This is a genomic window from Streptomyces sp. NPDC057099 (assembly GCF_042671245.1).
GTDB lineage: Bacteria > Actinomycetota > Actinomycetes > Streptomycetales > Streptomycetaceae > Streptomyces > Streptomyces purpurascens.
The window spans coordinates 57241-73849 of record NZ_JBHUTX010000018.1 but is presented as its reverse complement, the minus strand read 5'-3'; the positions used below and the strand labels follow the sequence as shown (position 1 = coordinate 73849).

Below are 16609 nucleotides of genomic sequence, written 5' to 3'. Positions count from 1 at the left end.
TCGGGCGGGGGCGGGTCAGAACAGTCGCAGCTTGTCGTCCTCGATGCCGCGCATCGCGTCGTAGTCGAGGACCTGGCAGCCGATGCCCCGGTCCGTCGCGAGGACGCGGGCCTGGGGCTTGATCTCCTGCGCGGCGAAGACACCGCGGACCGGCGCGAGATGGGGGTCGCGGTTCAGCAGCTCCAGATAGCGCGTCAGCTGCTCCACGCCGTCGATCTCACCGCGCCGCTTGATCTCCACCGCGACGGTCTTGCCGTCGGCGTCCCGGCACAGGATGTCCACCGGCCCGATGGCCGTGGGGTACTCGCGGCGGATCAGGGTGTAGCCGTCGCCGAGTGTCTCGATGCGGTCGGCGAGCAGCTCCTGAAGGTGCGCTTCCACGCCGTCCTTGATCAGGCCGGGATCCACGCCCAGTTCGTGCGAGGAGTCGTGGAGAACCTCCTCCATCGTGATGATGAGCTTCTCGCCCGCCTTGTTGATGACGGTCCAGACGCCCTCTTCCTCGCCGGTGCCCTCCTTCAGCGTGCAGGGCGGCGACATCCAGTTCAGGGGCTTGTAGGCCCGGTCGTCGGCGTGGATCGAGACGCTGCCGTCCGCCTTCACCAGGATCAGGCGCGGGGCCGAGGGAAGGTGGGCGGTGAGCCGCCCGGCGTAGTCCACGGAACAGCGGGCAATGACGAGACGCATGGTCGGCAACGCTACTCGACGGGCACCTGCCGACGCGATTCGCCCTGGAAAACGCATGTTCGGTAATGGCCGATTGTGTGCATGGTGTGCTCATTGAGAGTGTGTCATCTGCGCATTCTCCTGGTGCCGTCACCGCCGGTTGCTTACCGTATGAACGGGAGGTCGCGAGGCGTGTACGCAGCGTGTCCGGTATCGCGAATCTCCCCTATCTGTCCGGCAACCCCCGTTCATCGGGGGTGCGAGAGGAGAACTCATGTCGCTCGACGTCTCACCGGCCCTACTCGAACAGGCCGAGCGAGGCGAGGTCGACGAAGCGGAATTCGTCGACTGCGTCCGGACCTCCCTGCCCTATGCGTGGGAGATGATCAGCTCCCTGGTGGCCCAGCTGAAGGTGGACGGCGGTGCGTTCGCCGACAACCAGACGCCTCCGCCGGACGAGCGGGCACGCGGGCAGTTGCTGCGTGCGCTTGCGAGTGACGCGATACGCGGCGCGCTGCAACGGCACTTCGGTGTGCGGCTGGCTTTCCAGAACTGCCATCGGGTGGCCGTGTTCCCGCTTGACTCCTCGGTCGACGAGAAGCTGGACCGCTTCACCTCGGTCCGCAGCCAGGTGCTGAACCAGTCACCCGAGTTCCGGGACTGCTGACGCGGCGCCGCTTGCTTGCCGCTCCGTACGCGGGAGGTGCGCTTTTGTACCGGAGCGGCAAGCCCCCAGGAAGTCACCGCGCCATCAGACGAGTTGGGGGAGCACCTCGGTCCCCAGCCGCCGTACGTTCTCCTCGGTCGCCGCCAGGTCCCCGGAGCCCTCGACGAGCAGGGCGAAGCGGGAGATGCCCGTCCGCTCGCTGGTCGCCGCCAGCCGGTCGGCGCACAGCCGCGGCGTCCCCACCGGGTGCAGCCCGCAGAGCAGTTCGGTGTACGCCAGCGGGTCGCGCATCCGGCGTGTGCGCCCGTCGACCGTGACATGTGCCTCCAGCCCCTGCTTCAGCCAGCCCGGCATCGCCTTCATCAGCGTCTCCGCCGCGTCGACCCGCCGGTCCGCGATCTGGCAGACGCCCGCCGACACATGGGACGCGCCGCGGATCTCCTCGGCGGGCCGGCCGCTCGCCCGCGCGTGCTGCCGCCACAGGGCGACCATCTCGGCCTTCTCCTCGTCCCCCACATGCATCCCGAGCAGCATCGAGAGACCGCGCTCGGCGGCCAGCCGCACGCTCGCCGGGGAGGTGCAGGCGACGACCAGCTCGGGGCCTTGGACGTCGGTCAGGGCCTCCGACGGCCGGGGGACCACCGGGACTTCACGGAAGCGGAAGCGCTCCCCCTCGGCCGCCACGGACGGTTCGCGCAACCAGCGCTCCAGGAGGTCCAGGGCCTCCGGGAACCCCTTCTCGTACGCCTCGAGGCCCGCGCCGAACACCTCCAGGTCGACCCATGGACCGCCGCGCCCGACACCCAGCGTGAAACGGCCGCCGCTCGTGTGGTGCAGCAGCGCGGCCTGTTCGCCGAGGGCCACGGGGTGGGCGGTGGGCAGAACGCTGACCGCCGTACCGACCCGGATACGGCGGGTGCGGCCGAGCAGCAAGGCGGCCAGGGTGATCGCCGACGGGCATGTGCCGTACGGCACGAAGTGGTGCTCGGCCAGCCAGACCGCGTCGAGCCCCGATTCCTCGGCCACCTCGGCCGAGCGGACCGCGCGGTGCAGCGCCTCGCCCTCGCCCTGGCCGGGGAACTGGGCCGCCAACACGAAACTTCCAACGTGCATTGCTTTCCTGCTTCCTTGGCTCCGACACGGAGCTCCCCCACAGGGCATAACCGTCTGACACGTGCCGAGGACACGGCCGGGCGGAGTATTTTGCGGATTGTCTGCAGAATGGGGCGTTCCGCTGAGAGCCGGTGAGCACCCGCCTCGCCCGGAGAGGGACTTGTGGCGATTGGTGCCGTACGCGTACCCTCGTCCGCGCCGCGTAGGCTGGACACGGCTCGTGCTCCCTGTATATCCCCGAGAGGTGTCCCGTGTCCCCGCGTCGTAACCGACCCAAGGATGCCGGTTCGTCCGGCCGGAGCGCCGAGGACGACAGCCCCGGCCGCTACGGCGGCTGGCAGTCCTCGGAGAACTGGCAGGGTGAGAACTGGAGCGTGCGGCATGTGGCCGGCGCGAGCGCGCAGGGCAAGTCGTACCGCTGCCCCGGCTGCGACCAGATGATCCCCGACGGTGTGCCGCACGTGGTGGCCTGGTCCGAGCACGCGGGCGTCGACGACCGCCGGCACTGGCACAAGGCCTGCTGGAACGCGCGGGACCGCCGCACCCCGGGGGTGCAGCGGTCCCGTAACTCGCCGAGATTCTGAGGGAACTCAGACGTCCCGCTTCTCCAGCAGCGCGAAGGCGGCGGCGAAGGCGACGGCCGTGGCGCCGAGGATGATCCACAGCGGGTCCCAGCCGGAGGGGCCGGACTCGCTGAGGGAGTTGGCGTAGAAGATGCTCAGCTGGTTCGGGATGGAGTACTCGAACAGGGCGTCGCGCACGGCCCGCAGCGACTCCGAGAACATGAACAGCGCGATCACCAGCGGGGCGAGCACGGCGCCGATCATGATGGTGATGGCGCCCGCCGAGTGCCGGATGATCGAGCCGATGGCGAGCGAGAGCAGGCCCAGCAGCGCGACGTAGGCCGACATGCCGACCGTGGCCTTCAGCCACTCCCCGCCTGTGGGGGACTTGGCGCCGTCGCCCTCCAGCATGGCGACGTGCAGGAAGGCGACGAGGGACGAGGACACCAGCGTCACCACGAACGCGACCAGGAAGAACACGATGGCCTTCGCCGCCAGCACCCGGCCGCGGCTCGGGCACGCGACCATCGTGGTGCGGACCATGCCGGTGCCGTACTCCGAGGCCGTGGTCAGCACGCCCAGCGTGATGAGGCACATGCTGCCCAGCAGCAGCCCGAAGAAGCCCAGGCCGAGCGGGCTCTCGCCGGACAGGGCCGGGTCGGAGTTCGCCACCACCACGCCGGTCAGCACACCGATGCCGACGACGAGCAGGACGAACACGCCGAGCGTCCACATCGTGGAGCGCACCGACCTGATCTTCGTCCACTCGGAGGCGATGGCATGCCCGAGGTGCGTGCGCACGACCGGGATCGGCGAGGTGTAGCCGGGGGCGGGGTAAGCAGAGCCGGGGGCCGCCGCCTGCCAGGTGGGCGCGGCCTGTGGCGTCTGGGACTGGGGGCTGCTCATCGGGCGTCCTCGGGCTTGGTCAGGTCGGAGGTCGGGGCGGGAGCCGGCGCGGCGGCGGGCGCCTGCGGCGGCACGGGCGGCTGGGCAGCCGCCGGCGGAGCCGGAGCGGCGGCGGGCTGCGCGGGAGCGGCACCGGCCTGCGGCCCGCCGGGCGCGGCGGAGGCTGCCGGGCCGCTCTGCGGCGCCTGACCGGCGGGCTGTCCCGGGGCCTGGGGCGCCTGCGAGGCGGGCTGCGCCGGAGCCTGCGGCGCCTGGGGCGCGGCCTGGGCGTACGGGTTGGGTGCTCCCGCGCCGGGGGCGCCAGGCGCGGACCCGGGCGCGCTGGGGGCCCCGGAAGCCCCGGGAGCCCCGTACGGGCCCGCCGGAGCCTGTCCCGGTGCGCCCTGCGGCGGCATCGGGAGCGGCTGCCCGCCCTGCTGGGGCGGCGGCGGGGCGTACCAGCCCGGCTGGCCCTGCCCCGGCACCGGCATCGGCGGCTGCGCGCCGGGCGGCAGCGGCTGCTGGAGGCCTTCCTTCTGGTCGATGGTCGAGCGGTAGTCGACGGCGCCCTGCGTCATCCGCATGTACGCCTCCTCCAGCGAGGCCTGGTGCGGCGACAGCTCCCACAGCCGTACGTCGGCGTCGTGCGCGATGTCGCTGATGCGGGGGAGCGGCAGCCCGGTCACCCGCAGTGCGCCGTCCTGCTCCGGCAGCACGTGCCCGCCCGACTCGGTGAGCGCGGCCGACAGCTTCTCGCGCTGCTGCGGCTCGGTGTCGGGCGTGCGGACCCGCGCGAAGTCCGCGGAGTTCGCGGAGATGAAGGCCGTGACGCTCATGTCGGCGAGCAGCTGTCCGCGCCCGATGACGATGAGGTGGTCGGCGGTCAGCGCCATCTCGCTCATCAGATGGGAGGAGACGAAGACCGTACGACCCTCCGCCGCCAGCGCCTTCATCAGATTGCGCACCCAGTGGATGCCCTCGGGGTCGAGGCCGTTGACCGGCTCGTCGAACAGCAGCACCTGCGGGTCGCCGAGCAGCGCGGCGGCGATGCCGAGCCGCTGCCCCATGCCGAGGGAGAAGCCCTTGGACCGCTTCTTGGCCACCTCCTGCAGACCGACGACCCCGAGCACCTCGTCCACGCGCCGGGCCGGGATGCCGGACAGCTGGGCCAGGCACAGCAGGTGGTTGCGGGCGGCCCGGCCGCCGTGCACGGCCTTGGCGTCCAGCAGGGCGCCGACCTGGCGGGCGGCGTTGGGCAGCTTGCGGTACGGATAGCCCCCGATCGTCACCTGCCCGGCCGTCGGGTTGTCCAGGCCGAGGATCATCCGCATCGTCGTCGACTTGCCCGAGCCGTTCGGCCCGAGGAAGCCGGTGACGGCTCCGGGGCGCACCTGGAAGGAAAGGTTGTACACAGCGGTCTTGTCGCCGTAGCGCTTCGTCAGGCCGACTGCTTCGATCATGCTCCGCACCCATCGCAAGGTTCAGGACAGCGGGGCACACGCCCCCCGTAAGGGTTAGGAGGATATCGAGGCGCTGACGGTTCCGCCCAAATCAAAGTAAAGGGTGGGGCCCCGAAGGGCCCCGACAGCCCCCTCCCCGACTCCGCCCGGCCTAGGCGTCGCGCTTCTTCAGCAGCACGTACCCGCCGATCAGGGCCGCGAGCACCCACAGCCCCATGATCCCGAGGCCGCCCCATGGCCCGTACGGGGTGTCGTCGTCGATCGGCGTGACCACCTGCATGATCTTGCTGCCGGCCTGGTCGGGCAGGAACCTGCCGATCTTCTTCGTCGCGTCGACATTGCCGAGGATGCTGGAGATCAGGAAGAAGAACGGCATCAGGATGCCCAGCGACAGCATCGGGGAGCGCAGCATCGCGGCGACGCCCATGGAGAACATCGCGATCAGGGCCATGTAGAGGCCGCCGCCGAGCACGGCCCGCAGCACACCCGGGTCACCGATCTCCGCCCGGTGCCCGCCGAGCATCGCCTGCCCGAGGAAGAACGCCGCGAAGCTGGTGACGAGCCCGACCAGCAGGGCGAGGCCGCTCGCCACCGCGATCTTGCTGAACAGGAAGGAGCCACGCCGCGGCACGGCGGCCAGCGAGGTGCGGATCATTCCGGTGCTGTACTCGTTCGACACCACCAGCACGCCGAACACGATCATCGCCAGCTGGCCGAGGCTCATCCCCGCGAAACTGATGAACGTCGGATCGAACTCCGCCCGGGCCTGCGCGCTCATGCTGTCGAACTCGTTCTTCGACAGCGCCGAGATCAGCATGCCGAGGGCGACCGTCACGACCACCACGAGCGAGAGCGTCCACACCGTGGACGCCACTGACCTGATCTTGGTCCACTCCGACCGAACGACCTGGGTCGTCGACATGCTCAGCCCCTCTTCCAGCCGTCGCCCCACTGCTGCTGCTGTGGCGGCTGCGGGCTCGTCTCGCTGTGTGCGTGGTACTCCACCGACTCCGCGGTCAGCTGCATGAAGGCCTCCTCCAGCGAGGCCTGTTGCGGGCTCAGCTCATGCAGCGTCAGCCCGTGCCGCGCCGCCAGCTCACCGACGAGCTCGGCCTTGCCGCCGTCCACCTCCAGCACCCCGTCCCCGCTCTCCACGGCCACGATCCCGGCCTGGTGCAGCACATCGAGCAGCCGCTCCCGCTGCGGGCTGCGCACCCGGACGTACGACCGTGAGTTGCGCGCGATGAAGTCGGCCATGGAGGTGTCCGCGAGCAGCCGCCCCTGCCCGATGACGACGAGGTGCTCGGCGGTCAGGGCCATCTCGCTCATCAGATGGGAGGAGACGAACACGGTCCGGCCCTGCGCGGCCAGCGACTTCATCAGGGTGCGGATCCAGTGGATACCCTCGGGGTCGAGGCCGTTGACCGGCTCGTCGAACATCAGGATCCGCGGGTCGCCCAGCAGCGCGGCCGCGATGCCGAGCCGCTGCCCCATGCCCATCGAGAAGCCCTTGGTCTTCTTCTTCGCGACCGCTGTCAGCCCGACCGTGTCCAGCACCTCCCGCACCCGGCCGCGCGGAATGCCGTTGCTCTGCGCGAGGCACAGCAGATGGTTGTAGGCGGTGCGCCCGCCGTGCCAGGCCTTCGCCTCCAGCAGGGCGCCGATGTACGTCAGCGGGTCCTTGAGCTGCTGGTAGTGCTTGCCGTCGATACGGACGTCGCCGGCGGTGGGGTGGTCAAGACCGAGGATCATCCGCATGGTCGTGGACTTCCCCGCGCCGTTGGGCCCGAGAAAGCCGGTGACGATGCCTGGTCTGACAGTGAAGGACAGGTTGTTGACCGCCACCTTCTCGCCGTAACGCTTGGTCAGCCCCTCGAGCTCAATCATGCCGCCACGCTAGAACGGGACAAAGCCCTCTGCCACCCGAGCGGCAGAGGGCTTTGCGGAGATTCAGACTCCGTATGCCCGTGTGTTACCGGGACTGCTGGGCCGGGACCCCACGGGAGATCGGCTCGTCCTCGGCCGGCGAACCGGCGGCGGCCACCGCGGCGCCCGTGAGCGTCGCGAGCATCTCGCGGACGTTCGTCAGCTGGGCGTTGATGCTGTCGCGGCGGTTGGTGAGGGCGGCCAGCTCGCGCTCGGATTCCGAACGGATGCGGTCGGCCTTGGCGTTGGCGTCGGCCACGATGTCCTCGGCCTGGCGCTGGGCCGTCTCCACCGTCTGGCGGGCGCGGCGCTCGGCGTCCGTGCGCAGCTTCTCCGCCTCCAGACGCAGCTGCTCGGCGCGGTGCTCGATCTCGGCGAGACGCTTCTCGGCCTTGGCCTGACGGGACGCCAGGTCGCGCTCGGACTGCTCGCGGCGCTTGGCGAGGTTCGTCTCGAAGTCGGCGGCGGCCTGCGCGGCCTTGGCGCGGGTCTCCTCGAAGAGGGCGTCCGCCTCCTCGCGCTTGGACTGCGCGTCCTTCTGCGCCTCGGAACGCAGCTGGGAGGCGTCACTCTTGGCCTTCTCGACGATCCGCAGGCCCTCGTCCTCGGCCTTGGCCTTGCGCTCCGACGAGTACGCCTCGGCGTCGTTGCGCACCTGCTGGGCCGCCGACTCGGCGAGCTCGCGGTGCTGCTCGGCCGCGCGCCGGGCCTCCTCGCGCAGGTCCTTCGCCTCTTCCTCGGCGAGGCGGAGAATCTTCTCCACGCGCGCACCGAGACCCGCGTACGACGGCTCGGCGTCGGTGACCTGGGCTTGGGCGTTCTGCGTCTCGAGGTGGAGCTCTTCGATGCGCTTTTCCAGAGCGGTGATGCGGGCGAGAGCGCTGTCACGGTCGGAGACGAGCTTGGAGATTCGTTCGTCCACCTGAGCGCGGTCGTATCCACGCCGCACAAGCTCGAAGCCGTAGGGGGAAGTGTCGCTCATGGGGTTCCTGTCGAATGAGACCGGTGAGGTGATAGGTGGAATCCTAGGGGCCGAAACGGTGTGTCATCGAGCGGATGCGCGTTTGATCTGGAAAATGAGACCCCTTTTGGGTGGCTGAGCGGCAGAGGGCTTGCCAAAACTTGGTCAAAGCCCCCGGATGGCCCCGGAATCGGCTCCCGCCCAGGGTGTCACGTACCACCCGAAGGCCCTAGCTCTCCGAGGACTTGCCACCCGAACGAGGTGCGCCGACCGTCGCACCGGCCTTGACCCCGTTGTCCTTGCCCCCGGCCGGGGCCTCGAAGGACTCCAGTGCCTCCAGGACGTCCTGGACGCGGGAGATCTCGGCGTTGATGTCCTCGCGACGGCGGACCAGGACCTCCAGCTCGCGCTTGCCCTCCTCGACCGTGCGCTTGGCCTCGCGGATCGCCTCGGCCTTGAGCTCCTCGGCCTCCCGGACCAGCGTGGACTTCTTCTGCTCGGCCTCCTTGAGCAGCCCCTCGGCCTTCTTCACCGCGGCGATACGGACCTTGCCCGCCTCGGAGTTGGCCTCCGAGACGATCTCCTTCGACTTCGCCTGCGCCTTCGCGAGCTGCTCCTCGGCGGCCTTGACAAGCGCGTCGCAGCGGTCGCCCGCCGACTTCATCGTCTCGGCCGACTCCCGGCGGGCCCGCTCGTGCAGTTCCTCGATCTCACCCGTGATGCGGTCGCGCAGCTCCTCGGCGCGCTCCCTGATCTGCGTGGCGTCCCGACGCGCGCCGACCAGCAGCTCGTCCGCGTCCGTACGGGCCTTCTCCACCAGCGAGTTGCCCTCGACCGTCGACTCGGACACCAGCCGGTCGGCCTCCGTGCGGGCCGCGCCCACCATCGTGTCGGCCTGCGACTCGGCCTCCGCCGTGGTCTTGTGCGCCTGCTGCTGCGCCTCGCTCAGCAGCTTGTCGGCCTCGGCCGTGGTCTCCGTGATGAGCTTGTCGACCTGCTCGGCCGCCTCGGAGCGCCGCTTGTTGGCGTCCTTGCGGGCCTCGTCCAGGGTGCGGTCGGCCTCCTCGCGCGCGGTGGCGACGAGCCGCTCCGCCTCCGCCTCGGCGTCGGCCTTGACCCGGCCGGCCTCGCCGCGGACCCGCTCGGCGTGCTGCTGCGCCGAGCGGACCGTCTCGGCGGCCTCGGCCCGCAGCCGCTCCGCCTCGCCGGTGGCCTCCCCGACCAGCTGGTCGGCCTTGGCGACCGCCTCGGACCGGACCCGCTCGGCCTCGTTCAGGGATTCGGTGCGGACCCGCTCGGCCTCGGTGACCGTCTCCATCCGCAGGCGGTCGGTCTCCGTGACCGTCTCGGTCGTGAGCCGCTCCGCCTCGTTGCGCGCCTCGGTGATGAGGGTGTCCGCCTGCGTCGCCGCGTCCGACCGGATGCGGTTGGCGTCCTCACGGGCGTCCGCCCGGGTGCGCGAGGCGTTCTGCTCGGCCTCGGCGATGGCGTCCGACGCCTCCGTGCGCGCCCGCTGGGCGTGCTCGGAGACCTCCGTACGGATGCGGTCCGCCTCGGTGATCGCCTCGGACATCGTGCGCTCGGCGAGCGCCTTGGCGGCCTCGGTCTCCTCGTGCGCCTCGCGCCGCAGCCGGCCGGCGTCCTCGCTCGCCCGCTCCCGCTCCGCGTAGGCGTCGGTGCGGACCCGGTCCGCCTCCTCCTGGGCCTCCCGCCGCGTACGGTCCGCGACGTGCTCGGCGGCGCTGCGCAGCCCGGCGATCTCGTCCTGGGCCTGCTCGTGCAGCCCCGCGACGGAGTCCCGTACCTGCTGGGCGTGCTGCTCGGCGGCCGACACCATCTCCGTGGCCCGCCGGTCGGCTTCCTCGACCAGGCGTACGGCCTCGGCCTGCGCCTCCTCCACGCGCTTGCGCGCCGAGGCCAGCAGCTCCTCGCTCTGCTCGCGGGCCCGCTCGCGCTCCTGGTCGGCCTCCTGCCGGGCGCTGCCGAGGAGCTCCTCGGCCTCGCGGCGCCGGCGGTTGGCCTCCTCCTGGGCGGCGGCCAGCGTCTCGGACGCCTCCGTGCCGATGCGCTCGGCGGCGGCCTGCGCCTCCGCGCGCATCCGGTCGGCGCTCTCCTGCGCTTCCGACTTCAGCCGCTCGGCCTCGTTCGAAGCCTCCGAGCGCAGGCGTACGGCGACGGACTCGCCCTCGGCACGCGAGGCGGACGCGTCGGAAGCGGCCTCGTCGCGCAGCCGCTCGGCCTCCGTCTCGGCCTGCTGCCGGAGCGTGCGGATCCGCTCGGCGGCCTCGTCGCGCAGCCGCTCGTTCTCCTCGGCGGCCTCGCGGCGGATCCGCGCGGCCTCCTCACGGGCGTCCGACAGCGCCTGCTCGGCGGCCGTCAGCCGCTCCTCGGCCTCCGTCTGGAGCCGCGTCAGGTCCTCGGCGGCCTCCGCACGGCGGGCCTCTATGGCGCGCTCGGTCTCCTCGTGCAGCTCGACCGCCGCGCGCTCGGCGTCCGCCTTGAGGCCCTCGGCCTGCTCGACGACCTCCTCGCGGTGCCGCTCGGCCTCCTGCCGGGTGCGCTGGAGGGTCTCCTCGGCCTGCCGGCGCAGGGTCGTCGCCCGCTCGATGGCCTCGGTGCGGACCTTCTCGCTGTCGCCCTGGGCGTTCGTGCGCAGCTCGTCCGCGTCCGCCTTGGCCTTGGCGAGGAGCTCCTCGGCGGACCTGGCCGCCTCCTCGATCTGCGCCACGGCCTCCTTGCGGGCCTCGGCGCGGATCTTCTCGCCCTCTTCGACGGCGTCCGCCCGCAGCTGCTCGGCGTCGCCCCGCAGCCGGCGGGCCTCCTCCTGCAGCTCGACCGTCTTGGCGCGGTACTCCTTGGTGTCGTCCTTCGCCGTGCCCTTGAGCTCCTCGGCGATGTCGTGCGCCTCGGCGCGCAGCCGGTCCGCCTCGGCCTCGGCCTCCGTGCGGATCCGCTCGGCCTCCTCGGCCGCGGCCTTGGTGGTCTTCTTGGCGTCCTCGGACGCCTTGTTGAGGACCTCCTCGGCGGTCCTGGCCGCCTTGGACAGCTGGGTCGCGGTCTCCTCGGCGGTGGACGTACGGGCGTTCTCGGAGGCCTCCGCGACGATCTTCTCGGCCTCGGCGCGGGCGTCGGCGACGAGCTGCTCGGCCTCGGACTTGGTGTTCTCGAACTCCTTCGTGGCCTCCTCGACCAGCCGGGCGACCTGCTCCTTGGCGGTGCGCGTACGCGTCTCGTTCGCGGACTCGGCACTCGACAGGGCCTTGGCGGCGGCCTCCTTGGCCTCCGTGACCAGCTTCTCCGACTCGGTCTGCGCCTTGCGCAGCGCCTCCTCGGCCTCGGCCATCCGCTGCTCGGCGGCCTTGCTCAGCTCCGTGGCCTCGCGGCGCGCGGACTCCGACTCGGTGGCGGTGGACGTGCGCAGCTGCTCGGCGTGGTCCGTGGCCTCCTGGGCCTGCGAGGAGGCCGCGTTGAGGAGCCGCTCGGCGTCCGTACGGGCGCGGCGCAGGATCTGCTCGGCCTCGGCCCGGGCCTCCTCGGCGGAGTTCGTCAGCCGCTGCCGGGCCTCGCCGGCCAGCCGCTCGGCCTCCGCGCGGGCCGTGGCCATGGCCTGCTCGGCCTCGGCCCGGGACTCCTCCATGAGGCGCCGGGCCTGCTGCTCGGTGCGGGCCCGCAGCTGCTCGGCCCAGGCCACGTTCTCGTTGACGTGCGACTCGACCGTCTGGCGGCGCTCGGCCAGCTCCTGGTCGAGCTGCTGGCGGCGGGTCACCGCCTCCTGGTGCAGCTCCGACTGGAGCCGGGCCGCCTGCTCGGCGTGCTCCTGGAGGATCCGCTGGGTCTGCGCCCGGGCCTCGCTCAGCTCGCGGTCGGCGTCCGTCCGGATCTGGTCGGCCTGCATCTGAGCGTTGCGCAGCAACTGCTCGGCCTGCCAGCCGATGTCGCCCCCGTCGAAGGAGGGCCGGGTCATGATGGTGCGCCGCGCTTCGTGCAGCTTGGCACGCAGCACCTCGACCTGGTAGCCGAGGTCCTCGGCGTGCTGGATCGCCTTTTCCCGCTCGGTCTTCAGCCGCTTCATCTCGGCTTCGAACCGAGAGAGGTGGTCGACGTCAGCCGCCGGCTCTCGCTCCTGGCTCTCGTAGCCCCGCACTGCGCGGTCCCATCCGTCCCCTGGTCGCAACTCTCTCCAAACGAGCTCCGTCCATCCGCCGAACGGGGCCCCCGGGGAATGGTGTCAGATCATCGGCGGAGCATGGGCTGCTGCCCCGACGCTCGTCCCCCGAAACCCGGACCCCGGAATGCGGTCGCCGCAGATTGAGCGGTGACCGCACCCAACCCTACCGGCCCTTATGTACGAGGGTCAGTGCTCAGGTGACTCAACAGGCGCCGAAGTGACCAGTTCTGTCAGTACGCCATGACAGTCCTTGGGGTGCAGGAAGGTGATCCGTGACCCCATGGAACCGCGTCGAGGCTCTTCGTACAGCACGCGTACGCCCTTGTCGCGGATCCCGGCCGCCTCCGTGTCCACATCTGCCGTACCGAAAGCGATGTGGTGAACCCCCTCGCCGTTCTTGTCGAGCCACTTCGCGACGGTGGAGTCCGGGCGGGTGGGTTCGAGAAGCTGCAGGTACGAGGCGCCGCCGTCGGACGTATCGTTGATCTTGAGCATGGCCTCGCGCACGCCCTGCTCCTCGTTGACCTCGGAGTGGAACACCTCGAAGCCGTAGGTGGCACGGTAGAACTCGACGGTCTTGTCGAGGTCGAAACAGGCGATTCCGATGTGGTCGATTCGCGTCAGCATGGATTCAGTGCAGCGCTCCGGAGGTGGTTACGCAACGTGCGCGCGATCACACCGACAGCCCGATGACGGGGTGGAGTACCGGTCAGTACATTCGAAGTAAACCCTCGTTCACTCCTCGGCTGTGCAGCCGGTAAGGGGATCGCAGCTCATGTCTTCTGCAACGACCAGCTCGGTGATCGTCGCGGGCGCCCGTACGCCCATGGGGCGCTTGCTCGGCTCGCTCAAGTCCTTCTCCGGAGCCGACCTCGGCGGCTTCGCGATCAAGGCCGCCCTCGACCGTGCGGGGATCGGCGGCGACCAGGTGCAGTACGTGATCATGGGGCAGGTGCTCCAGGCCGGGGCGGGGCAGATCCCGGCGCGCCAGGCCGCGGTCAAGGCCGGCATCCCGATGAACGTGCCCGCGCTGACGATCAACAAGGTGTGTCTGTCGGGCCTGGACGCGATCGCGCTGGCCGACCAGCTCATCCGCGCGGGTGAGTTCGACGTGGTCGTCGCCGGTGGTCAGGAGTCCATGACCAACGCCCCGCATCTGCTGCCCAAGTCCCGTGAGGGCTTCAAGTACGGCGCCGTCGAGATGATCGACGCCATGGCGTACGACGGGCTGACCGACTCCTTCGAGAACGTCGCCATGGGCGAGTCGACGGAGAAGCACAACACCCGGCTGGGCATCGGCCGGCCCGAGCAGGACGAGATCGCCGCGCTGTCGCACCAGCGGGCCGCCGCCGCGCAGAAGAACGGCCTGTTCGACGCCGAGATCACGCCCGTCGAGATCCCGCAGCGCAAGGGCGACCCGGTGCTGTTCAGCAAGGACGAGGGCATCCGGGGCGACACGACGGCCGAGTCGCTCGGGAAGCTCCGCCCGGCGTTCGCCAAGGACGGCACGATCACCGCCGGTTCCGCGTCGCAGATCTCCGACGGCGCTGCGGCCGTCGTGGTGATGAGCAAGGCCAAGGCCCAGGAGCTCGGCCTGGAGTGGATCGCCGAGATCGGCTCCCACGGGAACGTGGCCGGGCCGGACAACTCGCTGCAGTCCCAGCCGTCCAACGCGATCGCGCACGCGCTGAAGAAGGAGGGCCTGGAGGTCGCGGACCTCGATCTCGTCGAGATCAACGAGGCCTTCGCGGCGGTGGCCGTGCAGTCAATGAAGGATCTTGGGGTGTCCACCGAAAAGGTGAATGTCAACGGCGGCGCGATTGCCCTGGGTCACCCGATCGGGATGTCCGGCGCCCGTCTCGTGCTGCATCTCGCGCTGGAGCTGAAGCGGCGGGGCGGTGGCGTGGGTGCGGCGGCGCTGTGCGGTGGTGGTGGTCAGGGTGACGCGCTGATCGTGCGGGTACCGAAGGGCTGAGCGGCGGTTCCACGGCCTCACCTCGGCCTCTCGCTTTTGGTCCCCTCCTTCATGAACGGAGCTGTGATGCAGGACGTCTCCACGCTGGTCGCCCAGGCCAGGGAGGGCCGGCCGCGGGCCGTGGCCCGGTTGATCTCCCTGGTGGAGGGGGCGTCCCCGCAGCTGCGGGAGGTCATGGCGGCGCTGGCGCCGCTGACGGGCGGGGCGTACGTGGTGGGGCTGACCGGGTCGCCCGGGGTCGGCAAGTCCACGTCCACGTCGGCGCTGGTGACGGCGTATCGCAAGCAGGGGAAGCGGGTCGGCGTGCTCGCCGTCGACCCGTCGTCCCCGTTCTCGGGCGGGGCGCTGCTCGGGGACCGGGTGCGGATGTCGGACCACGCGTCCGACCCGGGTGTGTACATCCGTTCGATGGCGACGCGGGGGCATCTGGGCGGGCTCGCGTGGGCCGCGCCCCAGGCGATCCGGGTGCTGGACGCGGCGGGCTGTGACGTGATCCTCGTCGAGACGGTGGGGGTCGGGCAGTCCGAGGTGGAGATCGCCTCGCAGGCGGACACGTCCGTGGTGCTGCTGGCGCCCGGGATGGGGGACGGGATCCAGGCGGCCAAGGCCGGGATCCTGGAGATCGGTGACGTGTACGTCGTGAACAAGGCGGACCGGGACGGGGCCGATGCGACGGCCCGCGAGCTGAACCACATGCTGGGGCTCGGGGAGTCCCGGGGGCCGGGGGACTGGCGTCCGCCGATCGTGAAGACGGTCGCCGCGCGGGGTGAGGGCATGGACGAGGTCGTCGAGGCTCTGGAGAAGCACCGGGCCTGGATGGAGGAGCGGGGGGTGCTGGCGGAGCGGCGGGCCGCGCGGGCTGCCCGTGAGGTCGAGACGATCGCGGTGACCGCGCTGCGGGAGCGGATCGGGGATCTGCACGGCGACCGGCGCCTGGGGGCGCTGGCCGAGCGGATCGTGGCCGGGGAGCTGGATCCTTATCGGGCGGCTGATGAGCTGGTGGCGGGGTTGACGGAGGGCTGAGCGCCGGTGCCTGCGGCAGCCTCGGCGGCTTCGGTGGGGGTGCGTGTAGCGCCTTCTCGCCGGTGGTGGGTCGGGGCCGCGCCGGGGGGGTGTCCGTCCTCGGAACGGCGCGATGGGGTTGGACGCCTACTGGCTGTCCGTTGACGCGCCAACCGCCGCGGGCGGACACCCCCCGACACGTCCCCTTCTCGCCGTACGCGGGTGCGGGCGCGTACCGGCTTAGCCGCGAGCCGCCCCCGCTGCGGGCATGCGTGCCTCCCCCAGTGCCTTAAGGGCCTGGGAGGTGCCCCCAGGGGCGGCACGGGTGGGCGGTGGGGGTCCCCCCCGCTCGAGCGAAGCCGAGAGTGGGGGAGGCATCCCGCTACGCCGGGTTGCGGACCCACCCGGCACCGGCATCGACGCCGGGTGCCTTGAAACGCCGTGGCATTGCCCTCGCGTACGGCGACGCCCCGGCGTCAGGGGAGACGCCGGGGCGGTCGGAATGGGGCAGGAGTGGTCAGTCCTGGTCGTCGGCGTCGTCGGCGTCGTCGTCCTGGGCGTCCGAGCGGTCCGCCGTGACCTTGCCCGTGGTGAGGTCGATCTTCCAGTCCTGCTCGGCGCCGCCGGACTTGCGGGTCTCGGCCTCCCAGGACTTGTCCTTGCCGTCCTCGTCCAGGTCGACGGACGTCACCGTGCCCTTGCCGGCGGCAGCCTTCGCGGCCTCCTCGGCCGTCACGGAGGAGCCCTTCAGGGCGGCCCGCACCTGAGCCGTGTCGTCCTCGTCGTCGGTCTGCGCACCGAGGACCTTGCCGTTGGACGGGTCGACGCTGACGCTGTGCCAGGCGTTGTCACCGGACAGGACGTCGACCTTCCAGATCACCTTGTCGCTGTCGTCCTCGTCGTCCAGCTCGGCGGAGACGACCGTGCCGGGCGTGTGCTTCAGCGCGGAGGCGATCGCCTCGGGCGCCGTCACGTCGCCGGAAGCCGCCCGCGCGGCGTCGTCGTCCCGGCCGTCGTCGTCGCGGTCGTCCTGGTCGTCACGGACGTCGTCGTCCGACAGCCGGGTGTTCGCCGCCTGCTGCGCCGAGCCCCCGCCGTCTCCCGTGGTCGCGAGGGCCGTGGCCGTTCCGCCTCCGATCAGGGCGGCGGCGGTCACAGCGGCGATCACGATGTTGCGCTTCATGGGGGTTCCTCCCGAGTCGGTTTGTTTTCGACGTGTTCCA

At 71.2% G+C, this 16609-nt stretch carries 14 protein-coding genes; 4 read left to right on the top strand and 10 right to left on the bottom strand.

Translation table 11 applies throughout. The features are described from left to right. Window positions 1–15 precede the first annotated feature (15 nt). Entirely contained in the window at window positions 16–687 is a 672-nt protein-coding gene (gene nucS, locus ACFT4A_RS22835; protein ID WP_184590411.1) for an endonuclease NucS, read from the bottom strand. A gap of 253 nt (window positions 688–940) precedes the next feature. Between nucS and ACFT4A_RS22830 the strand changes: the two genes are divergently transcribed. Further along, window positions 941–1333 (top strand): SCO5389 family protein, encoded by a 393-nt coding sequence (locus ACFT4A_RS22830; RefSeq protein ID WP_381431452.1) that lies wholly within the window; start codon window positions 941–943, stop codon window positions 1331–1333. 84 nt (window positions 1334–1417) lie between these two features. Here ACFT4A_RS22830 and ACFT4A_RS22825 read toward each other — a convergent pair whose 3' ends face one another. Continuing rightward, complete coding sequence (locus ACFT4A_RS22825) at window positions 1418–2446, bottom strand: LLM class flavin-dependent oxidoreductase (protein ID WP_382832858.1); 1029 nt, start codon at window positions 2444–2446, stop codon at window positions 1418–1420. Window positions 2447–2697: 251 nt separating this feature from the next. On the opposite strand from ACFT4A_RS22825, the gene ACFT4A_RS22820 reads away from it, so the two are divergent. Further along, window positions 2698–3030 (top strand): ATP/GTP-binding protein, encoded by a 333-nt coding sequence (locus ACFT4A_RS22820; RefSeq protein ID WP_189723247.1) that lies wholly within the window; start codon window positions 2698–2700, stop codon window positions 3028–3030. Between the two features lie 6 nt (window positions 3031–3036). Here the strand turns inward: ACFT4A_RS22820 and ACFT4A_RS22815 are convergent, their stop codons facing one another. The 7 genes from ACFT4A_RS22815 to mce form a co-directional block, all read right to left on the bottom strand. Next, window positions 3037–3915: an ABC transporter permease subunit gene (locus ACFT4A_RS22815; RefSeq protein ID WP_382832856.1), complete on the bottom strand. Its 879-nt coding sequence runs from the start codon at window positions 3913–3915 to the stop codon at window positions 3037–3039. Continuing rightward, window positions 3912–5354, bottom strand: a complete 1443-nt coding sequence (locus ACFT4A_RS22810; RefSeq protein ID WP_382832854.1) for an ABC transporter ATP-binding protein — start codon at window positions 5352–5354, stop codon at window positions 3912–3914. Before ACFT4A_RS22810 ends, ACFT4A_RS22815 begins: the two co-directional genes overlap by 4 nt. A gap of 151 nt (window positions 5355–5505) precedes the next feature. Further along, the gene (locus ACFT4A_RS22805) at window positions 5506–6276 is read right to left on the bottom strand and encodes an ABC transporter permease (RefSeq protein ID WP_382832852.1); all 771 of its coding nucleotides are present in this window, start codon (window positions 6274–6276) and stop codon (window positions 5506–5508) included. Window positions 6277–6278: 2 nt separating this feature from the next. Further along, window positions 6279–7241 carry an ABC transporter ATP-binding protein gene (locus ACFT4A_RS22800; RefSeq protein ID WP_382832850.1) on the bottom strand — a complete coding sequence of 321 codons (963 nt, stop codon included), beginning with the start codon at window positions 7239–7241 and terminating at the stop codon, window positions 6279–6281. Window positions 7242–7326: 85 nt separating this feature from the next. Beyond that, window positions 7327–8262, bottom strand: coding sequence for a cellulose-binding protein (locus tag ACFT4A_RS22795; RefSeq protein WP_382832848.1), 936 nt, complete (start codon window positions 8260–8262; stop codon window positions 7327–7329). A 208-nt stretch (window positions 8263–8470) separates the two neighbouring features. Then, complete coding sequence (gene scy / locus ACFT4A_RS22790) at window positions 8471–12385, bottom strand: polarized growth protein Scy (RefSeq protein WP_382832847.1); 3915 nt, start codon at window positions 12383–12385, stop codon at window positions 8471–8473. Window positions 12386–12595: 210 nt separating this feature from the next. Next, window positions 12596–13036: a methylmalonyl-CoA epimerase gene (gene mce / locus ACFT4A_RS22785; RefSeq protein ID WP_382832845.1), complete on the bottom strand. Its 441-nt coding sequence runs from the start codon at window positions 13034–13036 to the stop codon at window positions 12596–12598. 148 nt (window positions 13037–13184) lie between these two features. Between mce and ACFT4A_RS22780 the strand changes: the two genes are divergently transcribed. Further along, entirely contained in the window at window positions 13185–14384 is a 1200-nt protein-coding gene (locus ACFT4A_RS22780) for an acetyl-CoA C-acetyltransferase (RefSeq protein ID WP_382832843.1), read from the top strand. 66 nt (window positions 14385–14450) lie between these two features. Continuing rightward, entirely contained in the window at window positions 14451–15407 is a 957-nt protein-coding gene (gene meaB, locus ACFT4A_RS22775; protein WP_382832841.1) for a methylmalonyl Co-A mutase-associated GTPase MeaB, read from the top strand. A 496-nt stretch (window positions 15408–15903) separates the two neighbouring features. Here the strand turns inward: meaB and ACFT4A_RS22770 are convergent, their stop codons facing one another. Continuing rightward, complete coding sequence (locus ACFT4A_RS22770; protein ID WP_382832839.1) at window positions 15904–16569, bottom strand: PepSY domain-containing protein; 666 nt, start codon at window positions 16567–16569, stop codon at window positions 15904–15906. Between the last annotated feature and the right edge of the window lie 40 nt (window positions 16570–16609).

Coding starts and splice junctions, on each gene's coding strand:
- ACFT4A_RS22800 (WP_382832850.1), bottom strand. CDS start 7,241: ATGATTGAGCTCGAGGGGCTGACCAAGCGTTACGGCGAGAAGGTGGCG.
- ACFT4A_RS22825 (WP_382832858.1), bottom strand. CDS start 2,446: ATGCACGTTGGAAGTTTCGTGTTGGCGGCCCAGTTCCCCGGCCAGGGC.
- ACFT4A_RS22770 (WP_382832839.1), bottom strand. CDS start 16,569: ATGAAGCGCAACATCGTGATCGCCGCTGTGACCGCCGCCGCCCTGATC.
- ACFT4A_RS22830 (WP_381431452.1), top strand. CDS start 941: ATGTCGCTCGACGTCTCACCGGCCCTACTCGAACAGGCCGAGCGAGGC.
- ACFT4A_RS22810 (WP_382832854.1), bottom strand. CDS start 5,354: ATGATCGAAGCAGTCGGCCTGACGAAGCGCTACGGCGACAAGACCGCT.
- nucS (WP_184590411.1), bottom strand. CDS start 687: ATGCGTCTCGTCATTGCCCGCTGTTCCGTGGACTACGCCGGGCGGCTC.
- meaB (WP_382832841.1), top strand. CDS start 14,451: ATGCAGGACGTCTCCACGCTGGTCGCCCAGGCCAGGGAGGGCCGGCCG.
- ACFT4A_RS22805 (WP_382832852.1), bottom strand. CDS start 6,276: ATGTCGACGACCCAGGTCGTTCGGTCGGAGTGGACCAAGATCAGGTCA.
- ACFT4A_RS22780 (WP_382832843.1), top strand. CDS start 13,185: ATGTCTTCTGCAACGACCAGCTCGGTGATCGTCGCGGGCGCCCGTACG.
- mce (WP_382832845.1), bottom strand. CDS start 13,036: ATGCTGACGCGAATCGACCACATCGGAATCGCCTGTTTCGACCTCGAC.
- ACFT4A_RS22815 (WP_382832856.1), bottom strand. CDS start 3,915: ATGAGCAGCCCCCAGTCCCAGACGCCACAGGCCGCGCCCACCTGGCAG.
- ACFT4A_RS22795 (WP_382832848.1), bottom strand. CDS start 8,262: ATGAGCGACACTTCCCCCTACGGCTTCGAGCTTGTGCGGCGTGGATAC.